Genomic DNA, 22,815 nt, shown 5'->3' with positions numbered 1-22,815 from the left:
TCCTGGGAGTCGTGGACAGGCGGGCGACGCTCAGTCGCCGCTGGCCTGGCGCTGCAGGATGGAGCTGAACTCTTCGGAGAAGGTCTCGAAACGCACCGCCAGCCGCTCGACGCGGGTGGTGAAGCGGTTGTAGGCCCACACCGCCGGGATCGCCACGAACAAGCCGATGGCGGTGGCGAACAGCGCCTCGGAGATGCCCGGCGCGACCGCGGCGATGCCCGCCTGCTGGCCGCTGTTGATCATGTCGTGCATGGTCACCATGATGCCGAACACGGTGCCGACCAGGCCCACGTAGGGCGCGGTGGAGCCGATATTGGCGAGCAGTTCCAGGTTGCGCTCCAGGCGGTCTACTTCGCGCGCATAGGTCGCGCGCATCGCCCGCTGCGCGCCTTCCAGCTGGATGCGCGCATCCAGCCGGCGCTTGTCGCGCAGGCGGGCGAACTCGCGGAATCCGGCCTCGAAGATCGCCTCCAGCCCGCCGACCACGCGGTTGCGGTCGGTGGCGCCGGCGTAGAGCTTGCTGAGGTCGGTGCCGGACCAGAAGCGGTTCTCGAAGTCGTCGGCCTCGCGGTTGGCGTTCTTGAACACCTTGCCCTTGCGGAAGATGATGACCCAGCTGATCAGCGAGCCGAGCAGCAGCAGCAGCACGATCACCTTGACCGGCAGGCTGGCCTTGACCATCAGGTCCAGGTAGTTGATGCCGCCGTGGGCGGCAGTGTTGGCGACGGCCTGGGTGGCGGTCTGGGTCACGTCCTGCGGCAGCGCCTCCACCACCGTGTCCTGCAGGGCCAGGAGCAATGCGATCATCCGTCGTTCCTCAGTAATTCGGCTTCAGTGATTTCAAGAACTTTCAATACATCGTGCAGCGCGTCGTCCATGCCGCGCGGGCGGAAGCTGCCGGCGCTGAGCGCCGCCACCCGCACCTGCGCGCGCAACAGCAGCTCCCCGTCGTCGCGGCGGATCGGCTGCGCGAACACCAGGCTGGCGCGCTTGCATTGCGACAGCGCGACGCCGACCTGCAGGGAATCGTCCAGGCGTGCCGGGCGCAGGAAGTCGAGCTGCATCGCGCGCACCGCGAACACCAGATCGTGTTGCAGGCGCAGACGCTCCTGACCATACCCCAACGCCCGCAACCACTCCGTGCGCGCCCGCTCCAGGAAGGCCACGTAGCGCGCGTGGTAGACCACGCCACCGGCGTCGGTATCTTCCCAGTAGACGCGTGTCGGCCAACTGAATAGCCGCGGGGATTGGGGATTCGGGAGTGGGGATTCGCCGCGCAGAGGCGCGTTCGGGTCGATCGCGGTCAAAACAGCGCTCCTGTATCGCCAATCCCCAATCCCGAATCCCGCTTGGGCTGCAAGCCCAAGTGCAGATACGCCTTGTTGGTGGCCATGCGCCCGCGGGCGGTGCGGATCAGGTAGCCCTGCTGGATCAGGAAGGGCTCGATCACGTCCTCCAGGGTCCCGCGCTCCTCCGACAGCGAGGCGGCCAGCGACTCGACGCCGACCGGGCCGCCGTCGAAGTACTCGATGATGGTGCGCAGCATGCGCCGGTCCAGCTCGTCGAAGCCCTCGGCGTCGACCTTGAGCATCTGCGTGGCGGCCTGCGCCACCGCCAGGTCGATCTGCCCGCCGGCGCGCACCTGGGCGAAGTCGCGGACCCGCCGCAGCAGGCGGTTGGCGATACGCGGGGTGCCGCGCGCGCGGCGCGCGATCTCGGCGCAGCCGTCGGCGTTGCAGGCGATGCCGAGGATGCTGGCGGAGCGGCGCACGATCTGCGCCAGCTCGTCCGGGGTATAGAAGGCCAGGCGCTGGACGATGCCGAAGCGGTCGCGCAAGGGCGCGGTCAGCAGGCCGGCGCGGGTGGTGGCGCCGATCAGGGTGAACGGCGGCAGGTCGATCTTGATCGAACGCGCGGCCGGGCCCTCGCCGATCATGATGTCGATCTGGAAGTCTTCCATCGCCGGGTAAAGCACTTCCTCGACCACCGGCGACAGCCGGTGGATCTCGTCGATGAACAGCACGTCGTGCGGCTGCAGGTTGGTCAGCAGCGCGGCCAGGTCGCCGGCCTTCTCGATCACCGGGCCGGAGGTGACCCGCAGGTTGACCCCGAGCTCATTGGCGATGACGTGGCTGAGCGTGGTCTTGCCCAGGCCGGGCGGCCCGAAGATCAGCACATGGTCCATCGCCTCGCCGCGCGCCTTGGCCGCTTCGATATAGATCGACAGCTGCTCGCGCACCGGCTGCTGGCCGAGGTAGTCGTCCAGTCGCTTGGGGCGGATGCTGGCCTCGGCGACCTCATCCTCGCGGGTGGCGCTGCTGGCGATGATGCGGTCCATTTAAAGCCGGGATTGGGGAGTGGGGATTCGGGATTGGTAGCGCAATAGTATCGGCTGTGGGACGGTCTCGGCGCCATGGCCTTGACCAATCCCGAATCCCCACTCCCCAATCCCGGCCGCCGCAGGCGGCCTCAGATCTCCACCTGCGCGCCCAGTTCCACCAGGCGGTTGCCGGGGATGCGGAAGAAGCCGGTGGCGGGGGCGGCGTTGCGGTGCATGACCGCGAACAGCTTGTCGCGCCAGATCGGCATGCCGCGGTTGGCGCTGGCCACGATGGTCTCGCGGCTGGCGAAATAGGTGGTGTCCATCGGGTCGAAATAGATCCCGCCCTGGTCGCAGGAGCGCATCAGCGCCAGCGGCACGTCCGGGGTCTCCATGAAACCGAAGCGCACGTAGACCCGGTAGAACTCGTCGCCGATCGCGTCGATCTTCAGCCGCTGCCCGGCGGCCGCGTACGGCACCTGCAGGGTTTCGACGGTCAGGAACACGTTGCGCTCGTGCAGGACCTTGTTGTGCTTGAGGTTGTGCATCAGCGCGTGCGGCACCACCATCGGGTCGGCGGTCAGGAACACCGCGGTGCCGGGCACGCGCACCGGCGGCGCCAGCATCAGCCCGGGCAGGAAGGTGTCGAGCTTGATGCCGTCCTTGCGAATCTCGTCGTGCAGCAGCTTGCGGCCGCGGCGCCAGGTGCGCATCAGGGTGAACAGGATCAGGCCCAGCAGCAGCGGGAACCAGGCGCCGTCCAGGAACTTGATGATGTTGGCGTAGAAGAACGCGCAGTCCACCGCCAGGAACACCAGCCCGAACAGCCACAGCAGCGGCGCCGGCACGCGCGGGTTGGCCCGCGCGTAGATGATCATCAGCACGGTGGTGATCAGCATGGTGCCGGTGACCGAGACGCCGTAGGCGGTGGCCAGCGAGGTCGAGTCGCCGAAGCCAATCACCGCCACCACCACCAGCGCCAGCAGGCACCAGTTCACCGCCGGCACGTAGATCTGGCCGATGGTGGAATGAGAGGTGTGGCGGATGTGCATGCGCGGGATGTAGCCCAGCTGCATGGCCTGGCTGGCCACCGAATAGGCGCCAGTGATCAGCGCCTGCGAAGCGATCACCGTGGCCGCGGTGGCCAGCACGATCATCGGATACAGCGCCCACTCCGGCACCGCCTCGTAGAACGGGTTGCTGACCGCGGCCGGGTCGCGCAGCACCAGCGCGCCCTGCCCCAGGTAGGTCAGGGTCAGCATCGGCAGCACCAGGAAATTCCACGAGCGCCGGATCGCCTTGGCGCCGAAATGGCCCATGTCCGCGTACAGCGCCTCGCCGCCGGTCACCGCCAGCACCACCGCGCCGAGCACGAACACCGCATGCCAGTTGTGTTCGGCGAAGAAGCGCACGCCCCACCAGGGGTTCAGCGCCTGCAGCACTTCCGGCGCGCGCGCCATGTTGTAGACGCCGATCGCGCCCAGCGCCAGGAACCAGACCAGGGTGATCGGCCCGAACGCCTTGCCCACCCGCTCGGTGCCGTAGCGCTGGGCCATGAACAGCATCCCCAACACCACCAGGGTGATCGGCACCACGAACGGTTCCAGCTTGGGCGCGGCCACCTCCAGGCCTTCCACCGCCGACAGCACCGAGATGGCCGGGGTGATCACGCCGTCGCCGAAGAACAGCGAGGCGCCGAAGATGCCGAGGATGCCGACCACATACATCGAGCGCGAGCCGCCCGGCAGGGTGCGCTGCGCCAGCGCGGTCAGCGCCATGATGCCGCCCTCGCCATCGTTGTCGGCGCGCATGATCACGGTGACGTACTTGAGCGTGACCACCAGCATCAGCGCCCAGAACACCAGCGACAGGATGCCCAGCACGGTGTCGTGGTCCGGGGACAAGCCGTAGTGCGGCGAGAACGCCTCCTTGAGCGTGTACAGCGGACTGGTGCCGATGTCGCCGAAGACCACGCCGATGGCGGTCAGCATTACCCCCAGGCCCGTTTTGGCATGCGGATCGTGGCTGCCCGGGCGGGCGGCGGAACTGGAGGAGCTGGACATGGTGGGAAGAGTAGCGCCAGAACGTGAAGAAAGAGCGGGAGGCCGAGCCGACCGGGCGGTCAGCGCAGGGCCGCTTGCAGGGCCTTGCGGATCACCGTGGCGACCTCGTCGCCGTCGGCGGCGGCGTCGCGCGCCATCTTCGCCGCCTCGGCCGGCTTGTAGCCGAGCTGCTGCAGCGCCACCGTGGCCTCGGAGACCGCGTCGGGGCCCAGTTGCCCGGTCACCGGCGCGCCGCCGCTGAAGTCGGCCGCACGGTCGCGCAGTTCCACCACCATGCGCTCGGCGGTCTTCTTGCCGATGCCGGGGATGCGGGTGAGCGCGGTGACGTCGCCGGCGGTGATCAACCGCGCGAATTCGTCGACGCTGACCCCGGACAGCACCGCCAGTGCGATCTTCGCGCCGATCCCGCTGACCCGCTGCACATCACGGAACAGGCGCCGCTCGCCCTCGCGCAGGAAGCCGTACAGCGACACGCTGTCCTCCTTCTGCGCATAGTGGGTGAACAGGATCACGTCGCGACCGACGTCGGGCAGGTCGTAGAAGGTGCTCATGGGCGCCTCCAGCTCATAGCCCACCCCGCCCACATCGATCACCAGCCACGGCGGCTGCTTGTAGGCCAGGATCCCGCGCAGACGGCCGATCATTGGGCGCCTCCTTGGAGGCGCCGGGATTGGGGATTAGGGATTGGAGATTCGTCAAAGCGGGGCCGGCGCGCACGCGCGCGGCTGTTGCCAATCCCCAATCCCGAATCCCGAATCCCCGCTCCACTCATTTTCTACTCCAAGCCTGCTGCGTGCTGACGCCCAGGCGCTGCGCGGTGGCGCGCACGTGGGCATGGGTGATGGCGACGGCCAGCGCGTCGGCGGCGTCGGCCTGAAGTTTGCCGGTCAGGCTCAGCATGAGACCGACCATGTGTTGCACCTGTTGCTTCTCCGCCGCGCCCTTGCCGACCACGGCGAGCTTGATCTCCTTGGCGGCGTACTCGTGCACGGGCAGCTCGCGCAGCACCGCCGCGCAGATCGCCGCGCCGCGGGCATGGCCGAGTTTCAGCGCCGCGTCGGCGCTCTTGCCCATGAACACCCGCTCGATCGCCACTTCCTGCGGCCGGTATTCCTCGATCAGCGCATCCAGCCCGTACAGCAGGCGCTTGAGCCGCAGCGCGAAATCGCCCTCGCCCAGCAGCAGCAGCGGGGCGTGGTGCACGTGGCGGGTGCGGCCGGCCGCGTCCACGTCGATGATGCCGACGCCGGTGCGCTGCGAGCCGGGGTCGATGCCGAGGATGCGGGTGGTGGTGGAGCCGGGATTCGGGAATCGGGATTCGGGAATCGGGAAAGCAGTGCCCGTGCGGGCAGCGATGCCCGTGGCCGCCATCGACGTCTGCAATGCCTCCGGCATCGGCACAGCGGCCTTCCGGGTCCGGGGTCCCGGGCCACGGGCCCCGGGTTTCATGATGTCAGCCACCGTCACTCAGCGCGGCCTGGTCCACGTTGGAATAGACGTTCTGCACGTCGTCCAGGTCTTCCAGCATGTCCAGCAGCTTGCGCACCTGCACCGCGGTGTCGCCGTCCACGGCGATGTCGTTGTCGGCGCGGAAGGTGATGTCGGCGTGGTCGGGGGACAGGCCGGCCGCGTCCATGGCGTCCTTGACCGCCTGGAACGCCTCCGGCGCGGTCAGCACGTCGATCGCGCCGTCCTCGGGGTAGACCACGATGTCGTCGGCACCGGCCTCGATCGCGGCCTCGGTGATCTTCTCCTCGTCGGCGCCGGCGGCGAAGCTGAGCACGCCCAGGCGCTTGAACATGAAGGCCACCGAGCCGTCGGTGCCCATGTTGCCGCCGCACTTGCTGAAGGCGTGGCGGACGTCGGCCACGGTGCGCACGCGGTTGTCGGTCAGGCAGTCGACGATCACCGCCACCCCGCCCGGGGCATAGCCCTCGTAGCGCACTTCCTCGTACTCCACGCCTTCCAGCTCGCCGGTGGCCTTCTTGATCGCACGCTCGATGACGTCCTTGGACATGTTCGAGGCCAGCCCCTTGTCCATCGCCACGCGCAGCCGCGGGTTGTTGGACGGATCGCCGCCGCCGGCGCGCGCGGCGACGCCGATCTCGCGGATGATCTTGGTGAAAATCTTGCCACGCTTCGCATCGGATGCGTTCTTGCGGGCTTCGATCGAGGGGCCTCTACCCATGGGGCGTTCCGGACAGTTGTAAGGACAAGGCGCAGATTTTACCTGATGCCGCAGGCATCCCGGGGTCCGGCCGCGCCGACGACCGACCGCGCATGCGACCGGCGCATGCAACCCGTTCCCCCGGCGGCGCCCGCTCCAGCGCGCGCGGCCCCGTGCTGCCCATCAATCCTTGGCGGACTGTCTACCCATGCGCGCCACATCGCTGCCAGAACTGTAAGGCCCCACCTGGAGGCTGAACGCGCAAATCGCGCCCGCGTTCCTTCGCACCAAAGGAGATCCCACATGTTCCGCAGCCCCTCCGCCCCCGCCCCGTTCCTGTCGCTGGCCCTGCGCTGCCTGGGCCTGCTCGCCCTCGCCGCCCCGGGCCTCGCCAGCGCCCAGACCGATGCCTTCAGGGGCAGCTACAGGGCCGGCTTCACCACCTATTCGATCAGCGGCCAGGAACCCCGCGCGGCGGGCAAGTACCCGGTCTATGTGCATATCGGCGGGACCGGCGAGAACTACCAGAGCAATTGGGCGATGGCCGCAGTGAATGCCGCGGCGGCCAAGGGCTTCGTGGCCGCCTCGGTGGAGTACGACAACGCCAGCTTCGGCAGTTGCGGCGTCATCGGCAACCGCGCCAAGGCCATCTTCGATGCGCAGAATCTCAACAGCGCCATCGCCCAACTCTGCGCCCGCGGCAAGGCCGATTGCTCCAAGGGCGTGGTAACCGGCGGCCTCAGCCAGGGCTCGATCATCTCGGTGCTGGCGCACGACTACGACCCCCGGGTTGCCGCCTCGTTCGGCCAGGGCACCGGCACGACCTACACCGCCTACTACAACCTGGCGTCCTGCATCGCCGACGGCAACCACAGCCTGCCCTCCGATCGCCTGCGCATCATCAACGGCGAGCGCGACATGTTCGTCGGCGGCACCGAGAACATCGCCCGCACGCAGGCGCAACTGGTCACCGGCCTGCGCTGCGACGGGCAGCAGTCGTGCTTCCGCAGCAACGGCAGCGGCTGGTACGTCGTCAAGGACCGGGAAGTGCAGGACCTGTACGCCGACCACTGCTTCATGGGCTTCGGCGGCTATCCCGGCACCCAGTGCACGGGCATTCTGGTCGACAGCAACTACCGCAGCGGCACCGCCGCCTGGGCGCTCAACCCGACGCTGGACTGGTTGAAGACCTTCGTGACGCCCTGAGGGACGGGATCGCCCCGGCTGGCGCCGCGTCGTGGCGGACACCCCGACGCGGCGCCGGCCGCTGCCGCGGGATGGTCGGTTCCGACAAATCGACTCAGGCAGCGAAGCGTCCGTCGCGCAGGAAGGCGGCGGTCTGCCGCGCGGCGTCCGCCGAGAACAGCAGGCCGCTGTGGCTGGCGCGGACCTGGCAGTGATCGCCAAGACCGGGCACGCGGGTCTCGGCCAGGGCCACGCTGCCGTCGGACTCGGGGCCCAGCGCGGCGAAGCGAGCGCCCAGCCCGCGCGCCACGGTGCCGGCGATCATGCCGACCTCGGCCGGCCCGTCCCAACGCGCCACGCCCTGCTGCAACAGCGCTGCGCTGCGGCCCAGCGCCACGCCGAGCCGCCGCTGCGCCAGGGCGCGCGCGGCGGCACTGCCCGCCAACGGACTGCCCAGGCACACCACGCGGGTCACCGGCAACGAGGGCGCCTGCCGCAAGGCCTGCAACGCGATCAGGCCGCCGAGGCTATGCCCGACCAGGGCCACCGGGCCGGCAACGGCCAGGCGCTCGATGCGCGCGTGCAGCCGCGGCAGCGCGGCCTCGGCGCCGCCGACGGCGGTCGAATAGCCGAAACTGGCGACCCGCCAGCCGGCGCGGCGCAGGCGTAGCGCCAGCGGCAGCAGCCACGGCCGCGCGTTCCAGATGCCGTGCAGCAACAGCACCTGCGGCGCGGCGGCCATCGGCGGCTCAACCGCAGGTGGTGCGGACGATGTGATTGCTGCCATCCAGGAACACATTGAGCCGGTCAAGGCGCAGGTCGCGGGTCACCGCCTGGCCGGGCGCGATCGGCCGCACCACGCCGGCTCCGCTCTCCTTCCAGACCCGGCTCATGGTCGCCTGGGTGGCTTCCTGGCCGACGGCCCAGGCCACCGCGTCGACATTGCAGCGGCCATCGCCCTGCACGGTCGGGCCGGCACTGGCCGGCTGCAACGATGCCGGCGGCGCGCACGCGGCCAGCAGCGGCAGCACGGCGGCGATTCCCATCCACGGTCGGAACATGGCGCGTTCTCCTGCAGGCTGGACAGGCCTGCACTCTAACGCGCCCTCGTTGCCGCGATGTCGACGCGGCGGTGCCGGGACCGTGCCCGGCCGCACGGCGTCAGGCCGCGCGCGGCGGCCGGCGCAGGATGAATTCGAGATCGCGCACCTGCCCCACCGGGAATTCGTAGGTGCCGACCTTCTCGAAGCCGTAGCGCGCATAGAAACGCTGCGCCCCCAGGTTCTCCGACCACACGCCCACCCACAGCGTGCGCGGGCCGTCGCGTTCCAGCCAGGCCAGGGCGGTATCGAACAGCCGCGCGCCCCAGCCGCCGTTCTGGTGTGCGCGCAGCAGGTACAGCCGCTTCAGTTCGCCGTCGCCGGGGCGTACCTCGGCGTGCGGCAGGCCACAGGGGCCGGCCGCGGCATGCCCGACCACCGCGCCGTCGTGCTCGACCAGCCAGATCGCGTAGTCCGGATGCGCCAGCACGACCTGGGCACGCTCCAGCGAATAGGCCTCGTCGAGGAAGGCCTGCAGGTCCTGCGCGGGATACAGATGGCCGAAGGTTTCGCAGAAGGTGGCCGTGGCGATGCGGGTCACCGCCGCGGCATCGTCCGGCGTGGCGCGACGGATGCGCACGGCTCAGCGCGCCGGGTGCGCGGGGTCGGCGTCCTCGACGTCGTCCTCGTCTTCGTCGTCGCCTTCCTCGTCCTCGTCCTCTTCTTCCTCTCCCTCTTCGTCTTCCTCGTACTCGTAATCGTCCTCGCCGAAGTCCTCGCCGTCCCAACGGCCCTCCGGATCCGGCACGAACGCCAGCGGCGCGTTGGCGCCGCTGCCGGCGCGCACCAGCCAGCCGCCGAACACGCGCGCGCGCTGGGTGACGATGGCCTCCATTGCGCCCTCGTTGCCGAGGGTTTCCCACTCCAGATTGAATGCGGTCTCGCTCATGTGTCGGCCTGCGCTACGGTTGGAGGAAAGGAGTCACTGCGTCCGCGGGCGCACCTGCACGTGCACTTCGGCCAGCTGCGCGTCGGCGATCGGCGACGGCGCGTCGGTCATCAGGTCCTGCGCGCCGGTGGTCTTGGGGAACGGGATCACGTCGCGGATCGACTCGGTGCCGGCCATCAGCGCGGCGATGCGGTCGATGCCGAAGGCGATGCCACCGTGCGGCGGCGCGCCGTAGTTCAGCGCATCGAGCAGGAAGCCGAACTTGGCGCGCGCTTCCTCGGCACCGATGCCGAGCAGTTCGAATACCGCGCTCTGCATGTCCGGGCGATGGATGCGGATCGAACCGCCGCCGATCTCGTTGCCGTTGAGCACCATGTCGTAGCCGCGCGACACCGCGGTCTTGGCATGCGTGCGCAACTCGGCGATGTCGTCCACCGCCGGCGCGGTGAACGGGTGGTGCAGGGCGACGTAGCGCTGCGCCTCCTCGTCCCACTCGAACATCGGGAAGTCGGTGACCCACAGCGGCCGCCAGCCGTCGGCGACCAGGTTGAAGTCCTTGCCGGCCTTCAGGCGCAGCGCGCCCATGAAGTCGGAGACCTTGCCGTAGGCGCCGGCGCCGAAGAACACGATGTCGCCGTTGCCGGCGCCGACGTGGGCGAGCAGCGCGGCGAACGCGGCCTCGCCGAAGAACTTCTGAATCGGCGAGCTGATCTCGCCGCTGTCGGCGATCTTGACGTAGGCCAGGCCCTTGGCGCCGTACTTGGCGGCATGCGCGGCGTACTCGTCGATCTGCTTGCGCGAGAGGCTGGCGCCGCCGGGAATGCGCAGCGCGGCGACGCGGCCGTCGGGATCGGCGGCCGCGGCGCTGAACACTGCGAAGTCGCTGTCCTTGACCAGGTCGGCCACGTCGGTCAGCTCCAGCGCGATGCGCAGGTCCGGCTTGTCCGAGCCGTAGCGGCGCATGGCCTCGGCCCAGGTCATGCGCGGGAATTCGGCGTCCAGCTCGACGTCGACCACCTCCTTGAAGATGGCGCGGACCATGGCTTCGACGAAGTCCTGCACGTCGCGCTCGCGGACGAAGGCGAACTCCATGTCGAGCTGGGTGAACTCGAGCTGGCGGTCGGCGCGCAGCGCCTCGTCGCGGAAGCAGCGCGCGATCTGGTAGTAGCGGTCGAAGCCGGCCACCATCAGGATCTGCTTGAACAGCTGCGGCGACTGCGGCAGCGCGTAGAACTCGCCCGGATGCATGCGCGCCGGCACCAGGAAGTCGCGCGCGCCTTCCGGGGTGGCCTTGGTCAGGATCGGGGTCTCGATGTCCTGGAAGCCGCGCTCGTCCAGGTAGCGGCGCAGCGCCTGCACCAGCTTGATGCGGGTGCGCTGCATGCGCTGCATCTCCGGACGGCGCAGGTCCAGGTAGCGATACTTCAGGCGGGTTTCCTCGCCCGGGTTCTCGTGCGCATGGAACGGCAGCGGCGCGGCCTTGTTGAGCACGGTGATGGACGTGGCGATCACTTCGACCTTGCCGCTGCGCAGCTTGTCGTTGACCGCATGCCGCGCACGCACCACGCCCTCGACCTGCAGCACGTCCTCGTAGCCGAGGCTGGCGGCGACCTTGAACACCTCCGCGTTCTCCGGCTCCACCATCACCTGCACGATGCCTTCGTGGTCGCGCAGGTCGATGAAGCACACGCCGCCGAGATTGCGGGCCACGTCGGTCCAGCCGGCCAGGGTGACGGTTTGGCCGATCAGGGTCTCGTCGACCAGGCCGCAGAAGTGGGTACGCATCGCTAGCTCCAAACAGGGGGCGGCCGGCGCAGAAGGCGCCGGCAAGCCCGGTATTCTGCGGCGGCGCGTCGGCGCGGGCAAATCGCGCATGGCTCATCCTGGCTTAAGTTGGCCTGCGGCTATAGTCCGCGCACCATTCACGGGGAGGAGAGAACCCATGTTGAAGCACCTTGGCGGTTGGCTGGTGATCGCCGCACTGGCCCTCACCAGCGCACCTGCGGCGGCCCAGAGCGCCCGCGCCTACGCCCCGCAGGACCTGCGGCAACTGTCGGTCCCCGGCCGGGTCCGGGTGATCGAACGCGAGTACGCCGACCAGTCGCGCGGCCGGCAGATCCCCGACGATCAGCTCGAGTTCTACCTGGACCAGATCGACCGCGGCTGGGGCTTCGGCAACATCCAGCAGGACATCGCCACCTCGCTGCGCGGCAACGGCAGCGGCTGGCGGCAGGAACCGGGTTTCGACGGCCGCACCGTCGCCTGCTCCAGCAACGACCGCCGCCGCCAGCAATGCGCAACGCCGTTCCGCGGTCCAGCCCGGCTGGTCGGCACCCTGTCCGATTCGCCCTGCATCGAAGGCCGCACCTGGGGCTCCGCACCCGGCGTGGTGTGGGTGGACCAGGGCTGCCGCGGCCGCTTCGTCGAAGGCCGCGGCGCACCAGGCGGCAACTGGGGCGGTGGCGGTGGCGGCGTGGCCGGCACTGTGCGCTGCGAAAGCCAGGACCAGCGCCAGCGCGTGTGCCCGACCGGCTGGCGCAACGCCACGCTGGTGCGGCAGCTATCCGACACCCGCTGCATCGAGGGCCGCACCTGGGGGTCGCGCGACGGCGCGGTGTGGGTCGACGACGGCTGTCGCGGCGAATTCGCCGAGGGCCGCGGCGGCGGTGGCTGGGGACCAGGCCGGCCGCCGCTGGACAACGGCTACACGGTGACCTGCAGCAGCGACGACAAGCGCCTGCGCACCTGCGCCTGGGACCGCCGCCAGGGCCGCCCGGTGCTGATCGAACAACTGTCCGGCACCACCTGCGCGGAAGGCCGCAGCTGGGGCTACGAAGGCAATACGGTGTGGGTCAACGGCGGCTGCCGGGCACGCTTCGGCGCGCGCTGAGCCAGGGCGAACGCCGGGCCGCGCGGCCCGATGCATGGCGTGATATGTCGAGTTAGGGGCGGCGCTTGCCGCTCTTTTGGATTAGCCGCGACCGGGTAACGCCTGGTCGCGGCTGAAGCCGCTCCTACGAAGAGCGAAGCGACCGGGCAGTTGGCCGAGGCGCGACTCAGGTCGCCGCAGGCTTAGCTGCGGTGGGCGCCGCGGCGGGCGTGGTCGCCGCCGCGGGCTTGGCCGGTGCGTCGGACGCCGCAGCTGCGGCTGCGGGCTTGCTGTCCCCGCTACCGCCCGTGCTGCCCGACTCGGCGAGGTTGCGCTTCTTGTCGCCGTCCTTCTTGAAGTCGGTCTCGTACCAGCCGCTGCCGGACAGGCGGAACGCCGGCGCGGTGAGCTGGCGCTTGACCGCCTGGGCGGCGCAGGACGGACAGGTCTCCGGATCGGGATCGGACAGTTTCTGCAGGCGGTCGAAGCTGTGACCGCATGCGGCACATTGGAAAGCGTAGATCGGCATGGCGGCAAAAACGCGATAGCAACGGAGGCGGCCAGTATGGGGGCCGCACGCCGGCTTTCAAGCGTCTTCGCTCATGCCGGCCCGGGCTGGGGCCGCGGCGCCGTCTCCGGCACGCCCGCGGGCAGCGTCGGCGCAGGCGTCTCGGACGCCTCCGCCACCGGCTCGGCCGGCGCCTGCGCAGACGCGGCATCCGCCGGTGCAGGCGGCGCCGCTTCCAGCGGACTGACGTCGAAGGGCATGCGCAGCAGCAGCGCCGGCAGCAGCGTGGTCAGGGCCGCGTACAGCAGCAATGCGCCGAACAGCGCGTCGGCGATGGCGAAGCGGTCGCGCAGGATCCCGGCCAGGACCAGGGTGAAGATCAGCGTCGGCGACAGGGCCAGCGACACCCGCAGGCTGCTGCGCGCGCCCTCGCCGAACAGCACCCGCCGCTGCAGCCAGAGGATGCCGATGCGCAGCGGCAGCACGCAGGCGGTCAGGGCCAGGCCCAGGCCCAGCGCCTGCAGGCTCAGCGCCCCGCTCGGCACCTTGGTGCCGGCATTGAAGAAGTAGAACGGCACGAAGAACGAGGCGAACAGGCGCACCGCCTGCAGGTTCTCGTCGGAGGCCAGCAGCGGCATGCGCTGGCGCAGCAGCCGCGCCACCAGCCCGGCGATGAACGCGCCGACCAGGTAGTACACGCCCAGCGAATAGGTGATGTAGGCGGCGATCAGGCCGACCATCACCAGCAGCGAGAACTCCGACCCCGGCGCCTGCGGCGCCACCCAGCGCCCCAGGGCCACGAACAGCAGGGGGAGGCCGACCAGCATCGCCACCAGCGCCAGGCTGGACAGGCCCATCTGCCAGGGATCGCCGGCCTGCAGGATCACGAACAGCGCCGCCAGCGCCAGCAACTCGCCGGCGATGGCCTTGCTGGTGACCCAGAACCGCTCTTCCTCGTCCAGCCCCAGCCGCCCCAGCGACTCGATGATGAAACCGGTGGACGGCGTCAGCAGGGCCAGCGCCAGCAATCCGGCCGCCTGCCACGACAACCCGGCGTAGCGCCAGGCCAGCCAGCCGACACCGAACAGGGTGCCGCCGCGCACCACCAGGTGCAGCAGCAGCGGCCACAAGCCGCGGCGCAGCGCCTTCGGGTCCACTTCCAGGCCGGCGAACAGGAACAGCGAGGAAATGCCGAGCGTGGCCAGCAGGGTCACCACCGGGTCGTGCGCACGCGGCCCCATCGCCAGCATCGCGATGATGCCGAACAGCAGGCAGGTCAGCGGCGCCGGCATCTTGAAGCGCTGCAACGCGCGCGGGATCACCAGCAGGGCGAAGATCAGCAGCAGGTAGATCAGTTCGTGGCTCATCGGGCAGGAGGTTCCAGTGCGGGCCCGCCGGCGGCGGCAGCGGGCGATGATGCCGGTTTGCTCGTGTGGTGCGCCATCACGGCCGGACTCCGGGCGCGGTCGCGCGCCCGTGCTGCGCCGGAGGAGGCTGCACGTCTACGCGAGGACAGGGCCTCGCTGCGAAGAAACCATCGCGCATGCCGGCAGTCGTGCCTGACGCGGGCGCCAACGGCGGCGTCGCACACGCAGCGATTTCGCTGAAGGGCAATCCTAGCGGCCAGCCGTCCACCATCTGGGTGGCGCGCGCCAACGCCCCACGCCCGGAAGGCGGCGCAAGCGCCGCCACGCCGCTTCGCACGCCGCCGCATCGCGCCAGGCTCGTCTTTCATGCCGATTTGCGCATGATGCATGAATTCGCAAGATCGCGGTCACACGCACGAAACCGCTCGATCGGACCATGAGCGCCCCTCACGCAAGCCGCGCACCCGATGACCGTTTCGGCGTATTTCCGCACCCCTGCCCCGACCCTGCTGGCCCTGGCGCTGGCCACCAGCCTCGGCTGCGCCCACGCCGCCGAGGCCAGCGACGGCGCCGACGGCACGGCCCCGTCCGACAGCAGCGACCGGGTCTCGACCCTGGACCAGGTGCAGGTGCTCGGCCAGGCCACCACCTACGCCAAGATCAACGTCAGCAAGGAGGCGCTGGACCGCCAGTTCGCGATGAGCAGCGTCAACGATGCGCTCAACGAACTGCCCGGGGTGATCGCCACCGAGGCCGATGCGTTCGGCTCCTCCGACTGGGGCACCCAGATCAGCATGCGCGGCTTCGTCACCAACCGCGACGACCAGCAGATCGGCACCACCATCGACGGCGTGCCCAACGGCGGTTCGGCCTACGGCGGCGGCGCCAAGGCCAACCGCTTCATCGACACGCTGGACCTGGAGACGGTGGAGGTCAGCCAGGGCACCGCCGACATCGCCTCGCGCTCCAACGAAGCGCTGGGCGGCACCCTCAACTTCCTCACCAGCGAGCCGCTGGACCAGCAGCGCGTGCGCATGGCCTTCGGCATCGGCGACAACCAGGCGCGCAAGTACTACGCGCGCTACGACAGCGGCGACCTCGGCGGCACCCGCGCCTGGGTCAGTGGCTCGCACGCCAGCAACGACGACTGGATCGACGGCAGCGGCCACACCACCCGCGACCACCTGGCCGGCAAGTTCGTCAGCGACCTCGGCGCGTGGACACTCAGCGGCTACCTGTCCTACGACGACGCCAACGAATCGGAATACAGCAGCGTCACCCCGGCGCAGTTCGCCACCGATCCGGACCACGACCTGCTCACCGGCAGGCTCACCGGTATCCCCTACTACGACCAGAACTACCGCTCCGGTTCGCGCGCGCTGCGCAAGAACACCTTCGGCTACCTGCGCGGCCAGTTCGATGGCGGCAACGGCTTCAAGGCCACCCTGACCGGCTATGGGCACGGCATGAAGGGCCGCGGCGACTGGATCCCGCCCTACCTGGTGGACGTCACCAACGACGGCGCCGGGCGTCCGGAATCCGAATACACCGGCGGCCGCACCGTGTACGGCGGCAATGCCCTGGGCAAGCTCTACTTCGTCACCCCGAGCGGCGCGGCCGCGAGCATGCTGCCGGGCTGCGCCGACACCGCGACCCTGCCGGCCGAGTCCAACCCGGCCTGCTATCCGGCCGGCTCGCTGCCGGTGCAGTCCTACCGCCACAGCCACTACGACAACCAGCGCGGCGGCATCACCGCCGACGTGGAATGGGCACAGGACGTCGGCGGGCTGCACAACACCGTGCGCGGCGGCCTGTGGCTGGAACGCTACGACCGCAGCGTCACCCGCGACTGGCACCGCCTGCTCGACGTCGGCACCAACATCGCCTTCGACCACGTGCCGTACTGGGTGCAGTTCAAGGACGACTACCGCACCGACGAGCAGATGTACTACGCCGAGGACGTGATGCGCTATGGCGACTTCGCCTGGCGCGTGGGCGTGAAGCAGTTCTTCGTCGACCAGACCCGCGACCGCCGCATCGGCGACGCCGCGCACATCGAATCGAATTCGCACTCCGATCCGCTGGTCTCCGCCGGCCTGACCTGGACCACGCCGCTCAAGGGCGTGGAGGCCTTCGCCGGCTTCTCGCAGAACTTCGCCGCGATCCCCTCCGGCGTGCTCGGCGAGACCGATCCGCTGGTGCTGAGCAAGGTCAAGCCGGAAACCGCCGACAACGTCGAGGTGGGCCTGCGCATGAGCCGCTGGCCGCTGACCGGCAGCATCACCCTGTACGACATCCGCTTCGACAACCGCATCGTCTACGTGCCGGCCAACTTCGTCACCGGCATCGACTACCTGGGCGAGACCGACGGCGTCTACGAGAACTTCGGCGGCGTGCACGCGCGCGGCGTGGAACTGGCGCTGGGCTACGCCTGGGACAACGGCTGGCGGCTCAACGGCGCCTACACCTACAACAAGGCGACCTACCTGGGCAGCGGCAACGCCGCGCGCGACCAGGCACTGGAGATCGCACCGGGCTCGCAGGTGATCGGCCAGCCGCGGCAGACCCTGGTGCTGTCGGCCGACTGGCAAGGCCAGCGCTGGCACGGCGGCCTGTCCGGCCGCTACCTGGGCCGGCGCTACCTGGACGCGGCCAACAGCGCGGCGCTGGATGCGGTGACCACCTTCGACGCCAATCTCGGCATCGCCCTGGGCGGGCTTTCGCCGCAGTTGCAGCAGGCCAAACTGGACCTGGTGATCAGCAACCTCACCGACAAGCGCTACCTCAACGGCGTGGACGGCAGCGACAGCGCCTTCATCGCGCCACCGCGCACGGTCGGCCTGACCTTCATGGTCGACCTGTAACCGGCGCCGTGGCAGTCTCGCGGCGGCAGCCGATCGCGGCTGCCGTCGTTTTGTGTTTCCCCGGACCGCCATGACCGACCAGACCCGCCGCCGGCTGCTCCGCGCCGGCCTCACCGCCAGCGCCGCCGGACTGCTGCCGCCGAGCATCGCCCGCGCCGCGGCGATCGCCCCGGACGTGCGCAGCGGCACCCTCGACGATCTGCAGCACGTGGTGATCCTGATGCAGGAGAACCGCGCCTTCGACCATTACTTCGGCAGCCTGGCCGGCGTGCGCGGCTTCGGCGACCGCTTCCCGATTCCCGCGCCGACGCTGCCCGGCATCGCCGCGCGCACGGTGTGGCTGCAGCCCAGCGCCGACGGCAGCCGCCCGTTGGCACCGTTCCCGCTGCGCACCGCGCAGAACTTCGCCACCATGCGCGTGCAGGGCACCCCGCATACCTGGCCGAACGCACAGCAGGCCTGGGACCACGGCCGCATGGGCCAATGGCCGGCGGCCAAGCGCGACCACGCACTCGCCCACTACGAACGCGACGACCTGCCGTTCCAGTTCGCCCTGGCCGAAGCCTTCACCGTGTGCGACGCCTACCATTGCGCGATCCAGGCCGGCACCAATCCGAACCGCGTGTTCCTGTGGACCGGGCAGAACGATCCGCACGCCCGCGCCGGCGGCCCGGTCATCGCCAACTCGCACGACAACTTCCCGGAACTGGGCGGCGCCCCGGACGACTACCGCTGGCCCAGCTACGTCGAGGCGCTGCAGCAGGCCGGCGTGTCCTGGCAGATCTACCAGGACATGGCCGACAACTTCACCGACAACCCGCTGGCCGGCTTCGCGCCGTTCCGCGCGGCCTGGCGCGGTGCGCCCGGGCACGATCCGCAATTGCGCGCACGCGGCGTTTCCAGCCGCAGCTTGACCCAGTTGCGCGAGGACGTGCTGGCCGCGCGGCTGCCGTCGGTGAGCTTCATCATCGCCGACGCCGCCGGCAGCGAGCATCCCGATCCGTCCAGCCCGGCGCAGGGCGCGGCCTACACCGCGCGCGTGCTCGACGCGCTGACCGCCGATCCCAAGGTGTGGGCGCGCACCGCGCTGCTGCTGATGTTCGACGAGAACGACGGCTTCTTCGACCACGTGCCGCCGCCGGCCCCGCCCTCGCCCGACCCGTCCTCGGCCGGCGGCTGGGCCGGCGCCTCCAGCATCCCCACCGACGACGAATACCACCTGCACCCGGCACCGGGCGACGCCAAGGCCGACCCGCCGGAGCTGCGCGGACGCCCCTACGGCCTCGGCCCGCGCGTGCCGCTGTACGTGATCTCGCCATGGAGCCGTGGCGGCTGGGTCGATTCGCAGGTCTACGACCACACCTCGGTGCTGCGCCTGCTGGAACGCCGCTTCGGCGTCGCCGCCGCCGGCCTGACCCCGTGGCGCCGCGCGGTCTGCGGCGACCTGCTCGACGCCTTCGACTTCCGCCAGGCCGACACCCGCCCCTTCGTCGCCGACCTGCCGGATGTGCGCGAGGCGGCAGCGCGAGCCGCGGCGCTGCACGAGCATGCGCTGCCGCCGCTGCCGACGCAGTTGCAGGCGCCACGACAGGCGTTCGGCGTACGCCGTTCGCGCGCGCTGCCGTATCGGCCGACGGTGCAGTTGCAGTACGTGCTCGAGCGCGGCGAAGTGCAGTTGCGCATGACCAACACCGGCGCCGCGGCGGTGCTGCACGTCTACGACCGCTACTTGCTGGAGTCGATCCCGCGCCGCTACACGGTGGGCGCCGGTGCAAGCCTGGACGGCACCTGGACCACCTACGACGGCGATTACGACCTGTGGCTGCTCGGCCCCAACGGTTTCCACCGCCACTACCGCGGCGATCTGAGCGCTCCGCTGCTGCAGGCCGACATCGTCCAGGACCCGGACGACGCGCAGACGCTGTGCCTGGTGCTGCGCAATCCCGGCCCCGACCCGCTCAGCGTGTCTCTGGAACCGGCCGCCTATGCGCAGGCACAGCCGCGCCAGCAGGTGACGCTGGCGCCCGGCGCCGAGCAGCGCATGCGCTGGAGCGCCAAGCCGAGCGGCGGCTGGTACGACCTGTGGCTGGTCCAGGACCACGCGCGTCAGCGCCTGGCCGGCCGCGTGGAAACCGGCAAGCCCGGCATCAGCGACCCGGCGATGGGCGGGCCGGCGCGGCTGTATCAGGAGGGCCCGCCCAACTATCAAGGACCGGGACCCGTCTGAGGCGGGCGGGATTGGGGAGTCGGGATTGGGGATTCGTGACAACGTCCGGGATTTGGGATTTGGGATTTGGGATTCGTGAAAGCGCAATCCGCGCGCTGACACGCTTTTGCCAATCCCGACTCCCTAATCCCGGCTCTCAAGCATCCCGATCGTATGCAGCCAGGTCTCCACCAGTTGCGGCCACTGCGCGATCGGCAGGTTCTTGGCGCGCAGACCGAAAGCGTGGCCACCCTTGGCGTAGATATGCATTTCCGTCGGCACGTCGGCGTGGTTGAGTGCGACGAAGTACGCCAGCACCTGCGAGATGCCGTCCACGTAGTCGTCCTGCGCCTGCAGCAGGAAGGTCGGCGGGGTGTCGGCGACGACGCGGATGTCCGGACGCAACGCCAGATCAGTGAAATCGCGGGTGTCGGCGTCCTCGTCCTCGTGCACCCACAGATGGCCCGGGTACACGGCGATGGCGAAGTCCGGGCGGCAGCTGACGCGATCGGCGGCATCCACCAGCGGATAGGTGCGCTGGGCGAAGTGCGTGCTCGCCGCAGCCACCAAGTGGCCGCCAGCGGAAAAGCCCATCACCCCGATCTTGTGCGGGTCCACGCCCCAGGTCGCGGCCTGCTGGCGCACCAGGCCCAGCGTGCGCTGCGCGTCCTGCAGTGCGGTCTGCACCTTGGGGTAGTAACGATGGCCATCGACCCAGGTCGGGCCCGAGTTCGGCACGCGGTACTTCAGCAACACGCAGGTGATGCCGCGCGAGGTCAGCCAGTCGCAGATGTCCGTGCCCTCCAGATCCATCGCCAGCATCTGGTAGCCGCCGCCGGGAAACACCACCACCGCAGCGCCGGTGTTGTGGCCCTGCGCCGGATAGACCGTCATGGTCGGCCGGCTGACGTTGTCGATCCTGGCCCCCGGACCGGCCGTTTCCGGCTTCGGATGCGGCAGGGCGTTCGGCACCGCGCCGGGCCAGATCGGCACCTGCACGTGGCCGGGCGAGGGTTCCCAGACCCGTGCCTGCGCGGCGTGGGCGAACAGCCCGAGGGCGATGGCGAACGAACAGCACACGAATCGACGCATGGGACGCTCCGAACAGGAAGGGACTGGAAGGGACCGCACGATCAGGTGGCACGGCCGCGGCGGCTGTGGCCGTTGGGTACAACGCAGGCGATCGCGCGCGACATAGACAGAATGGCGACGCCGATGATCGCGAGCAGCGTCGAGCAGGAACGGCTGTTGTCGCCTTTTGTGGGATCAGCCACGACGGACCTTCCCAGTAAAGCCCGTCGCGATTGAAGTCAGCCCTACGGAGAGCGACTAGGCGGCGCGCGGCGCCTGCGCCGGCAGCGTGGCCACCACCGCCTGCGCCACCGCTTTCAGCGCCGCATCGCGCGCGGCGCCGTCGACCGTGGCGCCATTGAGATAGGCGGTCAGCAGCAGCGGCGTGGGCCGTCCTGGCGCCCACACGATGGCGATGTCGTTGCGGGTATCGGTGCCGTTGCTGCCGGTCTTGTCGCCGATCTGCCAGCCCGCCGGCAGGCCAGCACGCAGGCAATCCTTGCCGGTGCGGTTGTCGCGCATCCAGCCGATCAGGCGCTGCCGCGAGACGGGTTGCAGCGCCTCGCCGAGCAGCAGGGTGCGCATCGTCGCCGCCATCGCCGCCGGCGTGGTGGTGTCGCGCGGATCGCCGGCGACAAAATCGTTCATGCCCGGCTCGTTGCGATCCAGTTGGGTCTGCGTATCGCCCAGCGCACGTAGGAAGCGGGTCACGCCGGGCGGGTCGCCGACCAGCGGCAGCAGCAGGTTGGCCGCGGCGTTGTCGCTGTAGATCATCGCCGCACGGCACAGCTCGGCCACGCTGAGCGTGCCGCCCACATGGCGCTCGGACACCGGCGAATTCCCCAGCAGATCCGCCTTGCGCACCGGCAGGCGCCGCTCCAGGGTCAGTTCGCCGCGATCGACCCGCTGCAGCACCGCCCCCGCCAATAGAAATTTGAAGGTGCTGCACAGCGGGAAGCGCTCGTCCTGGCGCTGTCCGCCGAGCACCGCGCCGCTGCCGTCGAGCAGGCTCACGCCGAGCCGGCCACCGCTGCGCCGCTCGATCTCGGCCAGTCGCTGCTGTAGCGTTGGCGCCTTGTTTTGCGGCGCTTTTGCCTGCACTGCAGCCACCGCCAGCAGGCTCGCGCCCATGCCCACGCCCTGCAGGAACCATCGTCTCGTCAGCATCGTCCACCTCCGTCGGGAGCCAGGATGATGGCCGCATTGACCTGCCCCCACCAGCGAGGTTATTCAATCGCACCCATGAGCCCAATTGATACCTGGCAATGATCCGTCCGCACCTGCCGCTGAACGCCCTGCGCGCCTTCGAGGCCGCGGCGCGGCACCAGAACCTCACCCGCGCCGCGGCCGAGCTGTGCGTGACCCAGGCCGCACTGAGCCACCAGATCAAGCAACTGGAGGCGCGCCTGGGCGTGGTGCTGTTCCAGCGCCTGCCGCGCGGCGTGGCCCTGACCGACGAAGGCCTGCGCCTGCATCCGGTGCTGACCGAGGCCTTCGACCGCATCGCCTCCACCCTGCAGCGCTTCGCCGGCGGTCGCTATCGCGAGACGCTGAGCGTGGGCGTGGTCGGCACTTTCGCGGTGGGCTGGCTGCTGCCGCGGCTGGACGCCTTCCACGCCGCGCACCCGGGCATCGAACTGCGCGTGTACACCCACAACAACCGGGTCGACCTGGCCGGCGAAGGCCTGGACCTGGCGATCCGCTTCGGCGACGGCGACTGGCAGGGCCAGTACGCCACGCCGGTCCTGGATGCACCGTTCGCACCGGTGTGCGCACCGGCACTGGCGCCGCTGCTGCGCACGCCCGCCGACCTGGCAAGGACCAACCTGCTGCGCTCCTACCGGCTGGACGAATGGCCGCGCTGGCTGCAGGCCGCCGGCGCGCCCGAGGTGCAGGCCGGCGGCCCGATCTGCGATGCCTCGCTGACCCTGGCCAGCATCGCCGCGACCGGCCACGGCGTGGCCCTGCTGCCGCTGCGGCTGTTCGCCCAGGACCTGGATGCCGGGCGCCTGGTATGCCCGTTTCCGACCCGCATCGACCTGGGCCGCTATTGGCTGACCCGATTGCGCTCGCGGGCGGAAAGCGACGCGGGGCGGCGGCTGCGCGAATGGTTGCTGGCCGAGCAGGCCGCACATCCCGACTGAGCGGCAGGGCCAGTGCTGCACGTCGCCTTCCACGCCACCTGCGCACATCCGGCACGTGCCTT

The 22,815-nt window shown here is 70.0% G+C and carries 22 protein-coding genes; 5 read left to right on the top strand and 17 right to left on the bottom strand.

Going from position 1 to position 22,815, the window contains the following annotated elements; all coding sequences use genetic code 11:
• Positions 1 to 30: 30 nt before the first annotated feature.
• The 7 genes from tolQ to GGR64_RS09960 all read right to left on the bottom strand — a co-directional run bounded on the left by tolQ (position 31) and on the right by GGR64_RS09960 (position 6,571).
• Entirely contained in the window at positions 31 to 807 is a 777-nt protein-coding gene (tolQ, locus tag GGR64_RS09990; protein WP_184645568.1) for a protein TolQ, read from the bottom strand.
• On the bottom strand, positions 804 to 1,280 hold the full coding sequence (ybgC, locus tag GGR64_RS09985) for a tol-pal system-associated acyl-CoA thioesterase (protein ID WP_184645894.1): 477 nt from the start codon (positions 1,278 to 1,280) through the stop codon (positions 804 to 806). The genes tolQ and ybgC overlap by 4 nt, the downstream gene beginning before the upstream one ends.
• A gap of 23 nt (positions 1,281 to 1,303) precedes the next feature.
• The gene (gene ruvB / locus GGR64_RS09980) at positions 1,304 to 2,338 is read right to left on the bottom strand and encodes a Holliday junction branch migration DNA helicase RuvB (protein ID WP_184645566.1); all 1,035 of its coding nucleotides are present in this window, start codon (positions 2,336 to 2,338) and stop codon (positions 1,304 to 1,306) included.
• Positions 2,339 to 2,469: 131 nt separating this feature from the next.
• Positions 2,470 to 4,311, bottom strand: coding sequence for a potassium transporter Kup (locus GGR64_RS09975; RefSeq protein WP_255421580.1), 1,842 nt, complete (start codon positions 4,309 to 4,311; stop codon positions 2,470 to 2,472).
• Positions 4,312 to 4,442: 131 nt separating this feature from the next.
• On the bottom strand, positions 4,443 to 5,027 hold the full coding sequence (ruvA, locus tag GGR64_RS09970; RefSeq protein ID WP_160969820.1) for a Holliday junction branch migration protein RuvA: 585 nt from the start codon (positions 5,025 to 5,027) through the stop codon (positions 4,443 to 4,445).
• 124 nt (positions 5,028 to 5,151) lie between these two features.
• On the bottom strand, positions 5,152 to 5,754 hold the full coding sequence (gene ruvC / locus GGR64_RS09965; RefSeq protein ID WP_221236170.1) for a crossover junction endodeoxyribonuclease RuvC: 603 nt from the start codon (positions 5,752 to 5,754) through the stop codon (positions 5,152 to 5,154).
• An 82-nt stretch (positions 5,755 to 5,836) separates the two neighbouring features.
• On the bottom strand, positions 5,837 to 6,571 hold the full coding sequence (locus GGR64_RS09960) for a YebC/PmpR family DNA-binding transcriptional regulator (RefSeq protein ID WP_160969051.1): 735 nt from the start codon (positions 6,569 to 6,571) through the stop codon (positions 5,837 to 5,839).
• Positions 6,572 to 6,853: 282 nt separating this feature from the next.
• On the opposite strand from GGR64_RS09960, the gene GGR64_RS09955 reads away from it, so the two are divergent.
• Positions 6,854 to 7,756 carry a hypothetical protein gene (locus GGR64_RS09955; protein ID WP_184645564.1) on the top strand — a complete coding sequence of 301 codons (903 nt, stop codon included), beginning with the start codon at positions 6,854 to 6,856 and terminating at the stop codon, positions 7,754 to 7,756.
• A gap of 94 nt (positions 7,757 to 7,850) precedes the next feature.
• Here the strand turns inward: GGR64_RS09955 and GGR64_RS09950 are convergent, their stop codons facing one another.
• From GGR64_RS09950 to aspS, 5 genes are all read right to left on the bottom strand, one after another.
• Positions 7,851 to 8,477, bottom strand: a complete 627-nt coding sequence (locus GGR64_RS09950; protein ID WP_184645562.1) for an alpha/beta fold hydrolase — start codon at positions 8,475 to 8,477, stop codon at positions 7,851 to 7,853.
• 7 nt (positions 8,478 to 8,484) lie between these two features.
• Entirely contained in the window at positions 8,485 to 8,796 is a 312-nt protein-coding gene (locus GGR64_RS09945) for an I78 family peptidase inhibitor (protein WP_260302980.1), read from the bottom strand.
• A gap of 100 nt (positions 8,797 to 8,896) precedes the next feature.
• Positions 8,897 to 9,415 carry a GNAT family N-acetyltransferase gene (locus GGR64_RS09940; RefSeq protein ID WP_160969054.1) on the bottom strand — a complete coding sequence of 173 codons (519 nt, stop codon included), beginning with the start codon at positions 9,413 to 9,415 and terminating at the stop codon, positions 8,897 to 8,899.
• 3 nt (positions 9,416 to 9,418) lie between these two features.
• Positions 9,419 to 9,724: a DNA primase gene (locus GGR64_RS09935; RefSeq protein WP_184645560.1), complete on the bottom strand. Its 306-nt coding sequence runs from the start codon at positions 9,722 to 9,724 to the stop codon at positions 9,419 to 9,421.
• A 33-nt stretch (positions 9,725 to 9,757) separates the two neighbouring features.
• Positions 9,758 to 11,509 (bottom strand): aspartate--tRNA ligase, encoded by a 1,752-nt coding sequence (gene aspS / locus GGR64_RS09930; RefSeq protein WP_184645558.1) that lies wholly within the window; start codon positions 11,507 to 11,509, stop codon positions 9,758 to 9,760.
• A 394-nt stretch (positions 11,510 to 11,903) separates the two neighbouring features.
• Here aspS and GGR64_RS09925 point away from each other — a divergent pair, with 394 nt between their 5' ends.
• Positions 11,904 to 12,614 (top strand): DUF3011 domain-containing protein, encoded by a 711-nt coding sequence (locus GGR64_RS09925; RefSeq protein ID WP_326520328.1) that lies wholly within the window; start codon positions 11,904 to 11,906, stop codon positions 12,612 to 12,614.
• A gap of 166 nt (positions 12,615 to 12,780) precedes the next feature.
• Here the strand turns inward: GGR64_RS09925 and GGR64_RS09920 are convergent, their stop codons facing one another.
• Positions 12,781 to 13,122, bottom strand: coding sequence for a zinc ribbon domain-containing protein (locus GGR64_RS09920; protein ID WP_184645554.1), 342 nt, complete (start codon positions 13,120 to 13,122; stop codon positions 12,781 to 12,783).
• Positions 13,123 to 13,193: 71 nt separating this feature from the next.
• Positions 13,194 to 14,468, bottom strand: a complete 1,275-nt coding sequence (locus GGR64_RS09915; protein WP_184645552.1) for a cation:proton antiporter — start codon at positions 14,466 to 14,468, stop codon at positions 13,194 to 13,196.
• Between the two features lie 467 nt (positions 14,469 to 14,935).
• Here GGR64_RS09915 and GGR64_RS09910 point away from each other — a divergent pair, with 467 nt between their 5' ends.
• Both GGR64_RS09910 and GGR64_RS09905 read left to right on the top strand, forming a co-directional pair.
• Positions 14,936 to 17,332 (top strand): TonB-dependent receptor, encoded by a 2,397-nt coding sequence (locus GGR64_RS09910; protein ID WP_184645550.1) that lies wholly within the window; start codon positions 14,936 to 14,938, stop codon positions 17,330 to 17,332.
• A gap of 70 nt (positions 17,333 to 17,402) precedes the next feature.
• Positions 17,403 to 19,559: a phospholipase C, phosphocholine-specific gene (locus tag GGR64_RS09905; RefSeq protein WP_184645548.1), complete on the top strand. Its 2,157-nt coding sequence runs from the start codon at positions 17,403 to 17,405 to the stop codon at positions 19,557 to 19,559.
• A 123-nt stretch (positions 19,560 to 19,682) separates the two neighbouring features.
• Here GGR64_RS09905 and GGR64_RS09900 read toward each other — a convergent pair whose 3' ends face one another.
• The 3 genes from GGR64_RS09900 to bla are packed head-to-tail and all read right to left on the bottom strand — an operon-like array spanning position 19,683 to position 21,776.
• Entirely contained in the window at positions 19,683 to 20,630 is a 948-nt protein-coding gene (locus GGR64_RS09900) for an alpha/beta hydrolase (protein ID WP_184645547.1), read from the bottom strand.
• A 41-nt stretch (positions 20,631 to 20,671) separates the two neighbouring features.
• Positions 20,672 to 20,812: a hypothetical protein gene (locus GGR64_RS09895; RefSeq protein ID WP_184645544.1), complete on the bottom strand. Its 141-nt coding sequence runs from the start codon at positions 20,810 to 20,812 to the stop codon at positions 20,672 to 20,674.
• A 55-nt stretch (positions 20,813 to 20,867) separates the two neighbouring features.
• Entirely contained in the window at positions 20,868 to 21,776 is a 909-nt protein-coding gene (bla, locus tag GGR64_RS09890) for a class A beta-lactamase (RefSeq protein WP_184645542.1), read from the bottom strand.
• A gap of 98 nt (positions 21,777 to 21,874) precedes the next feature.
• On the opposite strand from bla, the gene ampR reads away from it, so the two are divergent.
• Entirely contained in the window at positions 21,875 to 22,753 is an 879-nt protein-coding gene (gene ampR / locus GGR64_RS09885) for a LysR family transcriptional regulator AmpR (protein WP_184645540.1), read from the top strand.
• Positions 22,754 to 22,815 lie beyond the last annotated feature (62 nt).

The sequence above is a fragment of the Xanthomonas sp. 3307 genome (assembly GCF_014199735.1).
Taxonomy (GTDB): Bacteria; Pseudomonadota; Gammaproteobacteria; order Xanthomonadales; family Xanthomonadaceae; genus Xanthomonas_A; species Xanthomonas_A rydalmerensis.
Note: the sequence above shows the minus strand (reverse complement) of the source record. Positions and strands in the feature narration are given on the sequence as shown.

Coding starts and splice junctions, on each gene's coding strand:
- GGR64_RS09935 (WP_184645560.1), bottom strand. CDS start 9,724: ATGAGCGAGACCGCATTCAATCTGGAGTGGGAAACCCTCGGCAACGAG.
- aspS (WP_184645558.1), bottom strand. CDS start 11,509: ATGCGTACCCACTTCTGCGGCCTGGTCGACGAGACCCTGATCGGCCAA.
- GGR64_RS09910 (WP_184645550.1), top strand. CDS start 14,936: ATGACCGTTTCGGCGTATTTCCGCACCCCTGCCCCGACCCTGCTGGCC.
- GGR64_RS09975 (WP_255421580.1), bottom strand. CDS start 4,311: ATGCTGACCGCCATCGGCGTGGTCTTCGGCGACATCGGCACCAGTCCG.
- GGR64_RS09915 (WP_184645552.1), bottom strand. CDS start 14,468: ATGAGCCACGAACTGATCTACCTGCTGCTGATCTTCGCCCTGCTGGTG.
- GGR64_RS09905 (WP_184645548.1), top strand. CDS start 17,403: ATGACCGACCAGACCCGCCGCCGGCTGCTCCGCGCCGGCCTCACCGCC.
- GGR64_RS09955 (WP_184645564.1), top strand. CDS start 6,854: ATGTTCCGCAGCCCCTCCGCCCCCGCCCCGTTCCTGTCGCTGGCCCTG.
- ampR (WP_184645540.1), top strand. CDS start 21,875: ATGATCCGTCCGCACCTGCCGCTGAACGCCCTGCGCGCCTTCGAGGCC.
- bla (WP_184645542.1), bottom strand. CDS start 21,776: ATGCTGACGAGACGATGGTTCCTGCAGGGCGTGGGCATGGGCGCGAGC.
- GGR64_RS09945 (WP_260302980.1), bottom strand. CDS start 8,796: ATGTTCCGACCGTGGATGGGAATCGCCGCCGTGCTGCCGCTGCTGGCC.
- GGR64_RS09950 (WP_184645562.1), bottom strand. CDS start 8,477: ATGGCCGCCGCGCCGCAGGTGCTGTTGCTGCACGGCATCTGGAACGCG.
- GGR64_RS09900 (WP_184645547.1), bottom strand. CDS start 20,630: ATGCGTCGATTCGTGTGCTGTTCGTTCGCCATCGCCCTCGGGCTGTTC.
- ruvB (WP_184645566.1), bottom strand. CDS start 2,338: ATGGACCGCATCATCGCCAGCAGCGCCACCCGCGAGGATGAGGTCGCC.
- tolQ (WP_184645568.1), bottom strand. CDS start 807: ATGATCGCATTGCTCCTGGCCCTGCAGGACACGGTGGTGGAGGCGCTG.
- GGR64_RS09920 (WP_184645554.1), bottom strand. CDS start 13,122: ATGCCGATCTACGCTTTCCAATGTGCCGCATGCGGTCACAGCTTCGAC.
- ruvC (WP_221236170.1), bottom strand. CDS start 5,754: ATGGCGGCCACGGGCATCGCTGCCCGCACGGGCACTGCTTTCCCGATT.
- ruvA (WP_160969820.1), bottom strand. CDS start 5,027: ATGATCGGCCGTCTGCGCGGGATCCTGGCCTACAAGCAGCCGCCGTGG.
- GGR64_RS09960 (WP_160969051.1), bottom strand. CDS start 6,571: ATGGGTAGAGGCCCCTCGATCGAAGCCCGCAAGAACGCATCCGATGCG.